10 protein-coding genes are annotated in these 15033 nt (G+C 43.5%); 6 read left to right on the top strand and 4 right to left on the bottom strand.

The annotated features are described in order from the left end of the window. Positions 1-15 precede the first annotated feature (15 nt). Positions 16-342, bottom strand: coding sequence for a thioredoxin (trxA, locus tag AC13FX_RS11090; RefSeq protein WP_482880709.1), 327 nt, complete (start codon positions 340-342; stop codon positions 16-18). A 160-nt stretch (positions 343-502) separates the two neighbouring features. Then, positions 503-4720, bottom strand: coding sequence for a DNA polymerase III subunit alpha (gene dnaE / locus AC13FX_RS11085; RefSeq protein WP_482880708.1), 4218 nt, complete (start codon positions 4718-4720; stop codon positions 503-505). A gap of 194 nt (positions 4721-4914) precedes the next feature. On the opposite strand from dnaE, the gene AC13FX_RS11080 reads away from it, so the two are divergent. Further along, entirely contained in the window at positions 4915-5634 is a 720-nt protein-coding gene (locus tag AC13FX_RS11080) for a hypothetical protein (RefSeq protein ID WP_482880707.1), read from the top strand. A gap of 11 nt (positions 5635-5645) precedes the next feature. Here the strand turns inward: AC13FX_RS11080 and AC13FX_RS11075 are convergent, their stop codons facing one another. Beyond that, positions 5646-5915 (bottom strand): acylphosphatase, encoded by a 270-nt coding sequence (locus AC13FX_RS11075; protein ID WP_482880705.1) that lies wholly within the window; start codon positions 5913-5915, stop codon positions 5646-5648. Between the two features lie 93 nt (positions 5916-6008). Between AC13FX_RS11075 and AC13FX_RS11070 the strand changes: the two genes are divergently transcribed. After that, positions 6009-6941, top strand: coding sequence for a LysR substrate-binding domain-containing protein (locus AC13FX_RS11070; RefSeq protein WP_482880704.1), 933 nt, complete (start codon positions 6009-6011; stop codon positions 6939-6941). Between the two features lie 64 nt (positions 6942-7005). Here AC13FX_RS11070 and AC13FX_RS11065 read toward each other — a convergent pair whose 3' ends face one another. Continuing rightward, positions 7006-7203: a DUF3185 family protein gene (locus tag AC13FX_RS11065; RefSeq protein WP_482880703.1), complete on the bottom strand. Its 198-nt coding sequence runs from the start codon at positions 7201-7203 to the stop codon at positions 7006-7008. Positions 7204-7515: 312 nt separating this feature from the next. Between AC13FX_RS11065 and AC13FX_RS11060 the strand changes: the two genes are divergently transcribed. The 4 genes from AC13FX_RS11060 (at position 7516) to AC13FX_RS11045 (ending at position 15011) form a co-directional block, all read left to right on the top strand. Then, complete coding sequence (locus AC13FX_RS11060) at positions 7516-8508, top strand: hypothetical protein (protein WP_482880702.1); 993 nt, start codon at positions 7516-7518, stop codon at positions 8506-8508. A 152-nt stretch (positions 8509-8660) separates the two neighbouring features. After that, on the top strand, positions 8661-10379 hold the full coding sequence (locus AC13FX_RS11055; RefSeq protein WP_482880700.1) for an ATP-dependent DNA ligase: 1719 nt from the start codon (positions 8661-8663) through the stop codon (positions 10377-10379). A 184-nt stretch (positions 10380-10563) separates the two neighbouring features. Further along, the gene (locus tag AC13FX_RS11050; RefSeq protein WP_482880698.1) at positions 10564-11892 is read left to right on the top strand and encodes an efflux RND transporter periplasmic adaptor subunit; all 1329 of its coding nucleotides are present in this window, start codon (positions 10564-10566) and stop codon (positions 11890-11892) included. Between the two features lie 11 nt (positions 11893-11903). Then, on the top strand, positions 11904-15011 hold the full coding sequence (locus tag AC13FX_RS11045; protein WP_482880697.1) for an efflux RND transporter permease subunit: 3108 nt from the start codon (positions 11904-11906) through the stop codon (positions 15009-15011). Positions 15012-15033: the final 22 nt, after the last annotated feature.

Here is a 15033-nt window from a genome sequence, read left to right as displayed (position 1 = left end):
AATATGTTATAAGGATCAGGCTACCTGGGCTTCAAGTTGCTTAGTTAGGTGTGATTTAGGAACCGCACCTACGATCTGGTCTACAACTTCACCGTCCTTAAAAATGAGAAGTGATGGAATGCTTCTGATCCCATATTTTACAGATACTTCAGGATTGCTGTCAACATCAACTTTACCGATCTTGGCTTTTCCATCATACTCTTCAGCCATTTCCTCTACGATCGGTCCGATCATTCTGCAAGGTCCGCACCATTCAGCCCAAAAATCTACCAATACCGGTTTATCCGATTTTAGCACTTCGTCTTCAAAATTTGAGTCTGTAAATTCTATTGGTTTAGCCATAATGCTGTATTTATTGATTTATTGGTTTCTTTAAATTCTGAACAAATATCGGAATAAATCATTCAAGATATCACATTCTTTTAAGTTATTGGGTCCATAGCAGACCTTTATAGTAACTGAATATTGTCCTTTTAATTAATTGGATGTTGTCAGTCATAATTTACTTACCATGTATCAGTTGAACCGCTTCTTCACCCAATACTTCCCTTAATCCCCGAATCAATTCGTCGTTAGGTTCAACCACAAAATTTCTCACATTCATGCGGATGGGGGCATTAGCCTCTTCACTGTGAATCTGCAACCGAACCTGTGAACTTCCTTTATTTAACGAAAACAAGGTTTCCACACGCTTCAGGTCATTCTTGTCAATATCTGAGGTTTTAAGATCGATCCTGATATTCAGCTGTTCCTGGTATTTTTCCCTGAGATTTTCCACCCTTTCAAAACTGTTGGCGATCACTTTTGGCTCACCCCCCCGCTTATCCACAACGCCATCAATGTATAATACATTATCAGTTTGCAACAGGTTTGCATATTGATCAAATGTCTTACTGAATGCGATCACCTCTGATGAGCTATTCAGGTCCTCAACCTGTAAAAATGCAAAAGGGCGCCCTTTTTTATCAGTCACTCTTTTGATGCCGGTAACAATAGCTATGAACCGTATACTTGCCCGGTCCGACATCCGGCTCATCACATCATCACTAAGGTCCTGTTTACCAAACAGCCTGATCTCTTCCTTGAAACGACTCAGGGGATGCCCGCTCAGATAAAGTCCGATCAGGTCACGTTCCTTATTCAATCTTTCGATCTGTGACCACCGGACCACTTCACGCAATTTTGGTTCTTGCGATCCGGGCCCGCCACTCTCACCCCCAAACAAATTACCCTGGTTTAATCGGATCTCCTCCTGCTTACGAACGGCATACGATAAAATATCTTCGAGTGATTCGTGAAGCTGGGCACGGTTATCATTCAGAGTGTCGAAGGCGCCGGCAATGGTCAGGCTTTCGAAGGTCTTTCGATTACAAACCCTGAGATCAACACGTGTGGCAAAATCAAAAATGGAAGCGAAATCCCCATTATCCTCCCGCTCTTCAACAATATGCTGAATGGCTGATGAACCAACGCCTTTAATGGCAGACATTCCATATTGTACCCTGCCATCCTTGGCCCGAAATTTTCCACGAGCTGTATTTATATTTGGCGGATCAACCGGAATATTCATACGCTGACACTCTTCAATGAAAGACGCGATCTTCTTAACGTCACTCATATTGTGCGTCATCACTGCAGCCATGTACTCAGCCGGGTAATTTGCCTTGAAATACATGGTATGGTAGGCTACAACAGAATAAGCAGCAGAGTGAGACTTATTGAAACCATAGCCCGCAAACATCGCCATCTTTTCAAAAACCGCTTTAGCGGTAGACTCATCATAGCCTTTTTCAATAGCCTGGCTTACAAATTTCTTTTCCTCAGGTGGCAGTAATTCAGGCTTCTTTTTACCCATGATACGGCGAAGCACATCCGCTTCTCCAAGTGAGTATCCCCCCATCCTCTGGGCTACCTTCATGATCTGCTCCTGATAGATCATGATACCGAAGGTCGGTTCAAGAATATCTTTCAGATCTTCATGATCGTATTCAACCTTTTCCCGTCCGTGTTTCCGTTCAATATAATCTGGAATGAATTGCATTGGACCGGGACGGTACAAGGCATTCATAGCGATCAGGTCATTGATGCCTGTGGGTTTGAGGTTGCGCAAATGTTTACGCATTCCTTCACTTTCAAACTGAAAGGTACCCAAGGTACCACCATGCTGATAGAGTTTATAGGTCTTCTCATCATCAAGGGGAATATCATCCAGATCATATTCCTTCCCAAAATTCTCTTTCACATAACCGATGGCGGTCTTTAGAATGGAGAGGGTTTTAAGCCCCAGGAAATCCATTTTCAACATACCGGCATTTTCGATCACACTGCCATCGAACTGGGTCACATAAAGATCAGCATCTTTGGCTGTACTGACCGGAATGAATTCTGTGAGTTTGTCAGGAGCAATGATCACTCCTGCCGCATGGATCCCGGTGTTGCGTACCGACCCTTCCAATACATGAGCCATTCTCAGTGTTTCTGCTTCAAGACCTTCGCCATCTCTGATATTCCTGAGTTCTTTCACTTCAGAAAATGCATCATCCAATGATGTTCCGGGTTTTTCAGGCACCAGTTTTGCAAGGCGGTCAGCATCTGAAAGCGGAAGGTCGAGTACCCGGGCTACATCACGAACGGAAGAACGGGCAGCCATCGAACCAAACGTGATAATATGGGCAACCTGATCTTTTCCATATTTATCAACTACATACTCTATGACACGCTGCCTGCCGTCATCATCAAAATCAATATCGATATCAGGCATCGATACACGTTCAGGATTCAGGAAACGCTCAAAGAGCAGGTCATATTTCAATGGGTCAATATTGGTAATACCCGTACAATAGGCTACCACCGAACCTGCCGCAGAACCACGGCCGGGACCTACATAAACCCCCATATCCCTGGCGGCGGCAATAAAGTCCTGAACGATCAAAAAATATCCGGCAAAACCCATCTCCCGAATAATTCCGAGCTCCAGCTCGATCCTCTCAGTGACTTCTTCATCAATTTCATTATAACGAGGCTTAGCACCTTCATAGGTCAGATGTTTCAGATATTCGTCCTCGGTCTCAAACCCTTCAGGGAGTTCGAATCTCGGTAACTGTATATCCCTTTCAAGTTTGATCGGCTCAACCTTGTCCACGATCTCTTGAGTGCTTGTAATAGCCTGAGGCATATCTGCAAACAGCTCCTTCATCTGATCCTGAGTTTTAAAATAAAACTCATCGTTTGGGAAACCATAGCGATAACCACGTCCCTTACCCTTTGGAGTACTCATCAATTCGCCATCATCTATACAGATCAGGGCATCATGGGCTTTGGCATCTTCTTCATTCAGGTAGAACACATTGTTCGAGGCTACAAGTTTCACCCCATATTTCTCAGAAAATGACTTGAACACTTCATTGACCCTCTTCTCTTCCTCAAGCCTGTGATTTAGTACTTCAAGGTAAAAATCATCCCCAAATGTATCGATCCACCACTGTAACTCTTCTTCAGCAAATTCCTGTCCCTTGTTCAGGATCAGGTCAGCCAGCCAGCCTCTTACTCCACCACTCAGACAGATCAGATCTTCCGAGTATTTGGCGATCGTTTCTTTATCCACACGTGGATATTTGTAGTAATAACCTTCAGTAAATCCTACTGAACTGATCTTAGACAGATTCTTATATCCATTCTGATTCTTAGCAAAGATCGGGATCTGATACCGGCGGTCCCGGTTATCACGGGTAAATTTCTTTTGGAGCCGGTCTTCTACCACATACAATTCACATCCAATGATCGGCTTGATTCCCTCAGCATGCGCCGCCGATGCAAAAGCAAAAGCTCCGTACATATTTCCAAGATCGGTGAGGCCTACAGCAGACATGCCCTCCTCCTTGGCTTTGGCTACCAGGTCCTTTATCCCGGCGGTAGCCTGAAGTACTGAGAATTTTGAATGATTATGAAGGTGAGTAAAAGTAGCCTTCTCAATTACCTCACTACCAATTGTCTCTTCTTTGTTTCCACTTTTTTTTTGAGCCTCAAGCTGCTCGTCTGTTTGCTTGGTCTTGAACCGGGATGGGGAAACTAGATCGATGTATTCATCCCTTTTCATATAACTTTGTGCCGATTCATACAACCTGGCATCCATCGGGAAATTGATATTGGTGGCACCTATACGAACCATCTCAAGGAAAATACGCGCCGTTGCCTCTACATCAGCAGCGGCATCGTGGGCATCCTCAAACCCCTCATCAAATAAAGCATGGTGAAGTTCTCCCAGGGAAGGCCACTTATAATTTCCACCCCGACCTCCTTCGATCTTGGCTACATCTGTTCCGTCCAGTTTGGTATCGATCTTGGGTTTATCGAGGATAGCAGATGATATCTTCTTTCTGAGATATTCTGCCCCCATGATCTTTTCATCAAAACTGACATTATGACCGATCAAAAAATAAGCACGGTCTATATCCTTGGAAAATTCTTTCAGCACAAAATCGAGTTCTACTCCTTCTTCATGAGCACGCTCTGTAGAAATTCCATGAATCTTTTCAGAGTTAAATGGAATGGTAAAACCTTCGGGCTTAACAATGTAATTTCCGCTGTTGATCAGCTTCCCGGTATGGTCATGCAGCTGCCAGGCAAGCTGAACGAGCCTTGGCCAGTTATCCAGGTCAGAAATTGGTGCTGAAAAATCCTGAGGTAACCCGGTCGTCTCGGTATCAAATATCAGATACATATAGATGCTTTCATTGAATAAAACTTCGAAGATTGAATATACTATTCATTCCCCTACATGTCGAAGTTATTTCCACACGAGTTATCCACATTTTGGATCCAACCTGCATGCCGCAATACAATTTCTCATCTACCATAGTTTTATTACATTGTAGCTTATATATCGAGTTTCGTATCCAATAAACGTTAGCCACCATGAAAGACCTGATCCTATCCACACCATTTAAACCATTACTTTTTACTCTTTTTCTGCTTCTATCAACGCATGGCTTAGTTGCCCAGTCTACTGTTGGCACCAATGTCCATGTTGATATATGGAACAGCGAAACTCCGATCGTGCAGGGAAGCAATGAGGAAGTTAGAGGGACACAGTGGTACCGGGAAGACTGGACACCCGGCAGGGTTATTTTACGGGACAACAGCATTACTGAAATTCATGACATCAATTATAATACCTACGAGGATAAGATCATTTTCAGAGACGGTGATGTTATGAAAGCTTATGATCCCAGTCAGGTCAGGGGATTTCAATTTGTGGATGAGTCAGGAAATAAGACTCAGGAATTTGTTACCGGTATTTCTGACCGACAACATGGAATAGATCCATATGACCTGCTCCGCGTGATCTACAATGGTGATACTAAGTTCTTTGCCCGGCACGAAACAATTTTTATCCGAAACAGAGGTCGTGATATTGTCACTAATAAACGATACAGTGAATACGATGAGACCAAAACTTATTTTCTGCTGAAAGACGGCAAACTGACCGAAACACGTTTACGAAAACGAAATATTCTACGCGATATTGGCGATCATAAGGATGCTCTGAATGACTTCATCAAATCCAGCGATCTTCGTCTTAGGTCAGAGGAGGATGTGGTAGCACTATTGAACTACTACGATCAAATAAATTAATAGCCAAAATATCAGAGGATCACTTCAAAAGATTTGTGGTCTTTGGACTCTTCTGAATCCCTGACCTCAATATCCTTGACGTAGCCTGATATTGGTCCATCCTTACAGCGCTCGATGAGTTCCATAACTTTATCTTCAGATCCCTGAAAAACAGCTTCCACCCTGCCATCCTGCAGGTTCTTCACCCATCCATTAACGCCCAGTCTTTCGGCATTTTTACGGGTGAAATGCCTGAAGCCAACACCCTGCACCCTACCGGTTATGTATATATGTTTTTTCACAGACAGCTTACTTTTTACAATTTAAATTCTATTTTCCTTTTCTATTTAATACAAAGGAATCATTACCTTTAGAGTTCACCAATATCCAGAAAAATGACCTTAACTCAACTTTCTTATATCGTAGCAGTCGATAAATATCGTCACTTTGCTACTGCTGCACAAAAGATCTATATCACACAGCCTACTCTCAGTATGCAGATACAGAAACTGGAGGATGAACTCGGTGTCTTGATCTTTGACCGGTCAAAATCTCCCGTTGTGCCAACGGCTATGGGTGAACAGATCATTGAGGAAGCCAAGCAAATATTAAGTGGAGCCAAACACATTGAGGACATGGTGGCCGTTCAGGGCGATACACTGAAGGGTACTTTCAGGGTTGGCATCATACCAACCATAGCCCCCTACCTGGTTCCATTATTTCTAAAACCGTTTATTGACAAATATCCGGATGTGGAGCTGATCTTTGAAGAAGCGTTGACTGCTGAAGTACTCAAAGGTCTTAACGAGGATTATTTTGATGTGGGGATCATAGCTACACCTACCGATCAGAATATATTTGAGAAAGACCTATTCCTTGAACCATTTATGGGGTACGTCAGTAAAGATCATGAACTGGCCACAAAAGACCGGATCACCATAGACGATCTGTATCAGGAAGACCTTTGGTTACTGAACGAAGGGCATTGTTTTCGTGATCAAACGATAAAGCTATGCAAGAAAAACAACGAGAAGCTCAATAAGTCTCCCATCATCTTTGAAAGCGGAAATCTTGAGACCCTGAAGCGTCTTGTTGAACAAGATTTCGGGGTCACATTGATGCCTTACCTGGCCCTTAATGATATTGACAAACGATGTGCCAATGGTGTGATCAAAAACTTCAATGATCCCATTCCATCCAGAAAGATTCGCCTGGTATACAGCCGTGAATTCCTGAAAAAAAATCTGATCGAAGCATTTGCAGAAGTTATACAAGATTCTATCCCGGAAGACCTGCGTACCCAGGAAGAAAAGATGGTAATTGAGTAAGGGAACAAAGCTTACTTGCCCCGATCGTTTTCAACAGCTTGATTGACGGTTTGTTAATCTGAAGCTACTTTTTCTTTAACAACCCGGATCCGCCCAAAACAACGCATAAAGCTCCGCCAACGAGCATCAGGATGGCTTCGGTAGAACCTGCCCCGCCAAAGGCCTGGTCAATCTCTGAGCCCAGTGAGTTGTATTCCTGGTATCCAAAATAGAGAAGGAGCACACCGGCAATAAGAAGTGCAATAGAAATCGTTCGTTTCATATTATCCATATTAATTTAGGGTGTCACCTAACTAAGAATTTTAGAAAACAAGCGCAATAAGCAATTGTACACCGGGAGTGGAAGGTTTTAAATTGCAATTTTTAGTTCTTGATAATATGTGAATCCATCCAATTCAAAATTTTAAATCTAAAATTTCGAATTTGGCATGCCACGAACTGTCACCCTCTCTTCTTAGTTTAGGGTATATAGGAATTGAAAAACCCTTCTAAGCGAAAACGAAGAACCTACAAAGTATTCACTTGTGAAGGTTCTTCGGAAGTATCCTCAGAATGACTCCAATAAGATACTCACATGCTCAAGATCACAAAGGCCGGAAATCATGGAATACTGCTGCCCCAATTAGGTATTGGACTAGACTATAGCGGAAAAAAGGCAAAACACGTGTTTGTCTCCCATGGGCATGCCGATCACATTCCCTGGAGCTCCAAAGCCAAAGTGGTGTACGCCACTCCCCCTACCAAAAAATTTATGAACCGGCGGGGCGCCAAATACGAGGTGCAGGAACTTCCCTTTAAGCGATCTGTAGAAACCGAAAACGCCAAAATCACCTTTTACCCGGCGGGACATATTCTCGGCTCAGCCATGACCTTTGTGGAAAGCGAATTTGGGAATCTGTTGTATACCGGTGATTACAGAACTCCACCATCTCCAGCCACAGAGGGCTTTGAGCTCCCCGATGCCGAGATCGATAACTTTATCACCGAGGCCACCTTCAGCCTTCCTGTGTACCGCTGGGCCGATTATGAGGAACTGAAAGCGGATATCATGGACTTTGCCAGGTCTGCTTTAGAAGAGGATTACACACCGGTCTTCCTGGCATATAATCTGGGTAAGGCGCAAGAGATCATGCATCTGGTAAAAGACCTGGAACACCCCATTCAAATTCACGGTGCCGGTTTCAAGCTTTGTGATGTTTACGAAGAGGAAGGTATCGACCTGGGCAATTACCAAACCTATGATCGCGAGACCTGTGAAGGAAAGATCCTGGTTTGCCCAAGCTCGGCTATTAATAACGGTTTTGCTTCCAACGTGCGAAGGAAACGCATTGCCTATTGCAGCGGCTGGGCAGCGATGGAATCAAGGCGGTCACAACTTACCGTGGATAAATTGATCTCGATCTCGGATCATCTTGATTTCTTTGAGCTCATTTCTCTCTGCGAACAACTTCGTCCCAAAATGACGTACATCACGCACACACCCAATCCCAATGTTGTAAAGCACTACCTGGATCAAAGGAATATTCCGGCACGGTTTTTAGACATGGAGGTCCAACAGGATGTTTGATATAATTCAAAATTTAAAATTAGAAATGAAAAATGAGGCACTGGTTGCTCTTCCATCTGAGATACTTAAAACAACTTCATCTGCTTTAATAGCATTGGCACCAATTTTAAATTTTTCATTTCTAATTTTGAATTGCACAAGGCCATAAACACGTGAGTAGATCGAAAAACCATACCTTCCTGCAACTGGCCACAACGGCTCAGAAAATAAATGAAACTCGTGGCAGTAACGCTAAGATCAGGATCTGTGCAGATTACTTCAGATCGCTCGATGATGACGATGATCTCAGGCTGGCAGCACAATTTCTTGGAGAAGGGGCCTTTTCAGATCTCTCCGGTAAACGGGCTTCTGTAGGAAGCCGAACTTACTCTACCCTGGCAGCAGAAATCTGTGAGATCGATTATGATAAGGTATTCAAACCCAGTAAAACGGCATTGGGCAGTTCATCTGAAACCATAGAAAAACTCTTCACAAACATCCCCGAAGCAAGAAAGAAGTGGCAGCCACAAAACCTGTCGCTCAAACAAATAGAAGGTTTTTTTGAAGATCTGCAGGCTGTTTCTTCAAGGGCAGATAAACAGCAAATACTTACCAACGCCTGGATAAGGATGACTCCTATTGAAGTAAAATATTTTCTTCGCATCATGGGTAGGGGCTCGCTTCGAATAGGGTTTGAATCAAAAAGTATCGTCTCATCTATTGCCAAGGCATTTAAAAAGAAGGTGGAGGATGTTCGGTATGCTCACATGATCACAGGCAGCATTGGTAAAACTGCCGTACTTGCACGCAACAGTCAACTTGATGAAGCACAATTCAATCTGTTTCAGCCCATATCTTTTATGCTGGCTTCACCGATAGAAAGCAGATCTGTTGAAAATTATTCAGAATACCTGGCTGAAGAAAAATTTGATGGTATGCGGTGTCAGATCCACATAAAAAATAAAAAGGTTCAGATCTTTTCAAGGGATCTTAACAAGGTCACCCATTCCTTTCCTGAGATCGTCTCATATTTTACAGAACGTAATTTACCCGGCATGGTACTGGATGGAGAGATCTGCGTATTCAAGGATGACACCATTATGCCTTTTCAGCATTTACAAAAGCGAATGGGATTGAAAAGTCCCTCAAAAAAGATCCAGGAACAGCATCCAACCATACTGATCTCTTACGATATATTATTTCATGATGGAAATCCCGTTTTTGAATTTCCTCTGATCGAACGGCGTAACCTGCTGATGAAATTATCCAGGCAACATAATTTTCCGGTCACTACCCAGCATACGATCAATCACAAAGATGAGATCAAAACTCTCTTTGAACGTGCCCTGGCACATGGAAACGAGGGCTTAATGCTAAAACACAAACATTCCACTTATGAATATGGCCAAAGAAGAAAATCGTGGCTAAAGGTCAAGAAACCGGGTGGTTCCATTGATACCATTATGATGTATGCTCATGCAGGTAGTGGCAAACGTGGTGGTACCTATTCAGATTTCACCCTGGGAGTTTCTGTAAAAGATGATGATAGATATGAAGAAGAATTCATCCCCATAGGAAAGGCTTATGGTGGGTACACTGATGAAGAATTAAAAAAACTCAATAACAGGATCAAAGAGATCGTAGCAGAAAAGTATGGGCCTACATTAGGCCTTTATCCTGACATTGTTGTGGAACTTGAGTTTGATGACATTCAGATCAATAAAAGAACTAAAGCCAATTATACCCTGCGATTTCCCCGGTTCAAAGCTATTCGCTGGGATCTTTCACCGGATGATGTGGACACCCTCAAAGACGTTGAAAGGTTATTTAAGGATAAACTGAATCAGGAACGCCTCAAGCAAAGCAAAAACCCCTCCTTCCAAATCAAATAAGCTTTTTAACAAAGCTTTATTGATACTTTTTACATATAAGAGGGAATGCAGGTTCACTTCTAAAAGTTTAAAGGGTATCAGGATCGTTTACCATCTGTAAAGCCTTTTAATAGCATTTAACAATTTATTGGGAGAGCTTTTGTCGTAAAACAGGTTAAAGGGTCAAATCACACAAATCGAGCAAATGAAAAATTCTTCAAAATTGATCAGACAAATTATAGTCGCCATTCTCTTTTCAGGTTTCACTGCCTGTTCTGGAGATGAAGGAAGCAATTCCAATCAACAACAAAATCAATCGGGTGTGATCCCATCTGTCGAAGCAGTTCAGGCACGATTTGGCTCATTGCCACTTGTAGAGCGCTTCAGTGGTAATGTAAGATCTGAAAATCAGGTAGCCCTCTACCCAGAGATATCAGGTGTGGTTCAGGAAGTGTATGTACAGAACGGTGATTTTGTAGAACAGGGTGAACCGATCGTTAAACTAAATACAGGCATACTCGAAAAGCAATTACAGCAAGCTGAAGCAGATCTCAAGATCAGTAATGCACAGTTAAAACAGGCGCAGGCTCAGTTAAACGAAATACAAAGCGAGTATCGCAGAGTTAAACAACTTGAAGAAAAAGACCTGAGCAGTCAGGCTGAAGTTGATCAGATCGAAGGACAATTACTTTCAGCCGAAGCGGATGTTGAATTAGCTGAAGCACAGAGAGACCAATCCGCTTCGTTGGTTGAACAGAGAAGAGAAGAACTAAGTAAGGCAATTATCAAAGCTCCAATATCAGGTACGGTCGGGCAAAGGAATGCAGAGATCGGCATGCAGGCCAACACCAGTACACAATTATTCCTGATCGGTGATCTCTCTAAACTTAAAGTCGAGATCGTTTTGACTGAAGAAATGCTCAACCAGATAAATGTGGGGCAAACGGCGAGGGTTTTTGTTAACAACAACGAAGGAAAGCAAATAGCCATCGATGCAAAGATCTCTCGGATCTCACCTTTCTTAAATGAAGTCACCAGAAGCACCGAAGCAGAGATCGATGTCAATAATGAACAAGGGCTATTAAGGCCCGGTATGTTCGTGCCGGTTGATATCCTTTTTGGCGAAAGTGAACAGGCGACCCTCATACCGGTTAGTGCTCTTTATACTAATACTCAGACCGGTGAGAGCGGTGTTTTCCTGGCCAGTTCTCTTGGGTCTGAGATCGAACCGGTTAGTGACAGTTCTTCAAATAACTCCTCCAGGCCTGCAGCTATGTCTGCCCCAACACCTGTTGAATTTGTACCCATTAACGTTATTGCACAGGGAAGGATGGAACTGGGAGTTACCGGTATTGAAAGCGGACAGTGGGTAGTTACGATCGGTCAAGACCTTCTAGCTGAAGGAAGGGAACAGGCCCGAGTTCGAAGTATGGGATGGGAACGAATCTATGAGTTGCAAAATCTCCAACGCGAGGATCTGCTTGAACAGATCATGCAGGAGCGTGATCGGTCTGCCAACAATATGAATCTATAATCTGATACATCATGCCAATTACAGAAACTTCGATCAAGCGACCCATTGCTACATCGATGGTCTTTTTGATCATCATCACACTTGGTGTTATCGGATTTCGATTTCTACCGGTCGACCTGCTACCCCCAATCGAATATCCACAACTAACCGTTTCAACAGACTACGCTAATGTAGGGCCTGCTGAAATGGAGCAGATCATAACTGAACCTATTGAAAATGCCTTAGCCGGTGTTCCCGGAGTTGAGCGTGTGCGTTCCAGCTCAAGCGAGGGAAGCAGCCGTGTAACTCTTGAATTTGCCCAAAGCGTGGATGTTGACGTGGCTTCAAACGATGTTCGTGCAGCACTAGATCGTGTAAGGGACAACCTCCCTCCTGAAGCTGACCCTCCAAGGATCTGGAAATTCGATCCCAATAACTTTCCTATCGTTATCATTGGGGCTAATTCTGACATGAACCTTGCGGAACTTACTACGGTGTTGGATCGCGAGATCTTACAACGATTTGAGCAAATAAATGGCGTTGGTTCTATAGATATCTGGGGTGGTATCGAAAGAGAGGTTAAAGTCAATATCAGACGAGATCGTTTGATAGCAAGTGGACTTTCAACTGCTGACGTACAACAGGCGATAGCAGGTGAAAATGCCAACCTTCCCGGTGGTAATGTTAATTCAGGTGTGAAACAGCTTTATGTTAGAACACTTGGTGAGTATGATTCTATTGAGCAGATCGCAAACACGGTCATTACAACCATTGATCAGAAGCCAATTCGTGTTAAGGATGTTGCTGAAGTTTCATTCGGTTATCAGGATCTTGACCGAGTGGTATATATTGATGAGCAACCAATGGCTCGCTTTGGTATACGTAAACAGACAGGGGCAAATACAGTCGCCGTTGCTGAGAATATCAGGCAGGAAGTGAAGCAGATAAATCAAGAACGAAATGATCTTGAACTTTTTGTCACAACCGATCAAAGTGAATTTATTCAGAGCTCCATCGATAACGTACAAAATTCTGCCTTATGGGGAGCGTTATTGGCAGTTTTTATCCTTTATATCTTTTTCAGGAATGGATCTTCAACCTTCATTATTGCAGTGTCCATCCCAATATCTATTATTGCCACCTTTGCATTACTCTACTTTAGTGACCTCACGTTGAATCAAATGAGCTTTGGGGGGTTAGCCCTTGGTGTGGGACTAATTGTAGATAATGCTATTGTTGTACTCGAAAATATCATAAGACTGCGGGAAGAAGAAGGTGAAGACCTGAAACCGAGTGCATTGATCGGAACCAAACAGGTTGCAGGTGCAATTGTTGCATCAACCCTAACAACCTGTGTGATCTTTTTACCTGTAGTATTCATGCAAACCGTATCGGGACTTCTGTTTCAGGAACTGGCTCTTGTTGTAGTTTTTGCTCTCGCCTGTTCCCTTCTGGTTGCCCTCACACTTGTTCCGATGCTTTCAAGTCGGTTCCTGACAGTAAAAAAAGGAACTGATAACAAAAAAGGGCGTTTTCAAAAATTCTTTGCCCGGATGGAAGGACGATATTCTCTGGGATTGGAAAAAGTTCTCAACCATAAACCTGCTGTTTTCGGAGTCACCGGGTTTCTGATCATTGGAAGTTTTCTGGCTATCCCAATTATCCCTGTTGAGCTGGCCCCCCAAACCGATGCCGATGAAATTGATATCGATCTCCAGATGGCAGATGGAACCAACATCGCCGTTCAGAACATCTATCTCAAAGAATTGGAAAATATAGTAAGGGCTACCTTACCTATGGATGACGTTGAGTACTTTACCACGGAGGTTCGGGATGGGCGTGCAGAGGTTGAGATCGCTATGGTACCCCAGTCTGAACGTTCTCAAAGCACCTCAGAACTTGCGGAGGACATTCGTAAAAACCTAGAGGGACAAATTCCGGGTGCCGATATCAGAGTCAGTGCTCAATCTGGCCTATGGATCATGCGCCGGATCTTCGGAGGAGGTGGAGCTGAGGATCTACAGTTTGAGTTGCGTGGTTACGATCTTGAAAGAGCCTATGAACTTGCTCAGGAGATCAAACTTCGGGTAGAAAAACTCCCGGGTATCGTTGAGGTTCGGTCCGGACAGTCCGAAGGTACTCCTGAAGAAAGAATATTATTTGATCGTGAAAAGATCGCAGACCTTGGTCTTTCTGTCAGGCAGGTGGCACAGGTCATTCAAACCAATATTGGCGGGAGCCGCGCCGGTTCATACCGCATAGGTGGTGATGAATATCCGATCACTGTACGATTGCGACCTGAAGATCGACTTGGAACTCTAGATATAAACAATATTTCAGTAAACCTGCCGGATGGTGGGGTTATACCTGTTTCGGCTGTAATCGTAAAAGAAAGTGGACGTGGCCCTGAAGACATCAATCGGATCAATGGACAGCGCGTGACCAATATCACTGCCAACCTTGAATCGGGTGTGGCTTTGGGTGAGGCTGTTGAGACCATACAGGCCGAACTCGCTGATTTCCCACTTCCTGAAGGTTTCAGTATTGTTTACGGTGGTGAATATGAGGAACAGCAAAAGGCAGCTGCTGATTTCAGTATGTCTATTATTATGGCTCTGATCCTTATTTATATGGTTATGGCCGGACAGTTTGAGCGTTTTCTGGATCCACTGATCGTCATGTTCTCTGTTCCTTTGGCTATGATAGGTGTGATCCCTGCCCTCCTTCTCACCGGTACAACCATCAATATTCAAAGCCTGATGGGAATGATCATGCTTGTAGGTATTGTAGTAAATAATGCAATTGTTTTGGTTGATTACATCAACCTTATGAGACGTGAAAAAGGATTGCCGGTCTTTGAAGCTGTGGTTGAAGCCGGGAGGCTCAGACTCCGGCCAATTTTAATGACTACCCTGACAACCGTTTTGGGATTACTTCCCCTCTCGTTTGGGCTTGGTGCCGGAGCCGAAATTCAAGCTTCCCTTGCACGGGTGGTTATCGGCGGATTAACAGCCTCCACACTTGTGACCCTGGTATTTATTCCGGTGGTCTATGTTACAGCCGACACCATATTAGAGAAAGCTAAAGCGGTTAGCTGGAATCCATTTACTTCAAGCAAGGAAGTGGAATTGGCGAACTGATCCAGTTATTAGATCATTTCTA

Source organism: Gracilimonas sp. B-17 (assembly GCF_056857935.1).
The sequence above is the reverse complement of the archived record's forward strand: the minus strand, read 5'-3'. Positions and strand labels throughout refer to the sequence as shown.

Excerpts from the sequence above, each read along its gene's own strand:
- AC13FX_RS11065 (WP_482880703.1), bottom strand. The coding sequence starts at position 7,203 with ATGAAACGAACGATTTCTATTGCACTTCTTATTGCCGGTGTGCTCCTT.
- dnaE (WP_482880708.1), bottom strand. The coding sequence starts at position 4,720 with ATGTATCTGATATTTGATACCGAGACGACCGGGTTACCTCAGGATTTT.
- AC13FX_RS11045 (WP_482880697.1), top strand. The coding sequence starts at position 11,904 with ATGCCAATTACAGAAACTTCGATCAAGCGACCCATTGCTACATCGATG.
- AC13FX_RS11060 (WP_482880702.1), top strand. The coding sequence starts at position 7,516 with ATGCTCAAGATCACAAAGGCCGGAAATCATGGAATACTGCTGCCCCAA.
- trxA (WP_482880709.1), bottom strand. The coding sequence starts at position 342 with ATGGCTAAACCAATAGAATTTACAGACTCAAATTTTGAAGACGAAGTG.
- AC13FX_RS11050 (WP_482880698.1), top strand. The coding sequence starts at position 10,564 with ATGAAAAATTCTTCAAAATTGATCAGACAAATTATAGTCGCCATTCTC.
- AC13FX_RS11070 (WP_482880704.1), top strand. The coding sequence starts at position 6,009 with ATGACCTTAACTCAACTTTCTTATATCGTAGCAGTCGATAAATATCGT.
- AC13FX_RS11080 (WP_482880707.1), top strand. The coding sequence starts at position 4,915 with ATGAAAGACCTGATCCTATCCACACCATTTAAACCATTACTTTTTACT.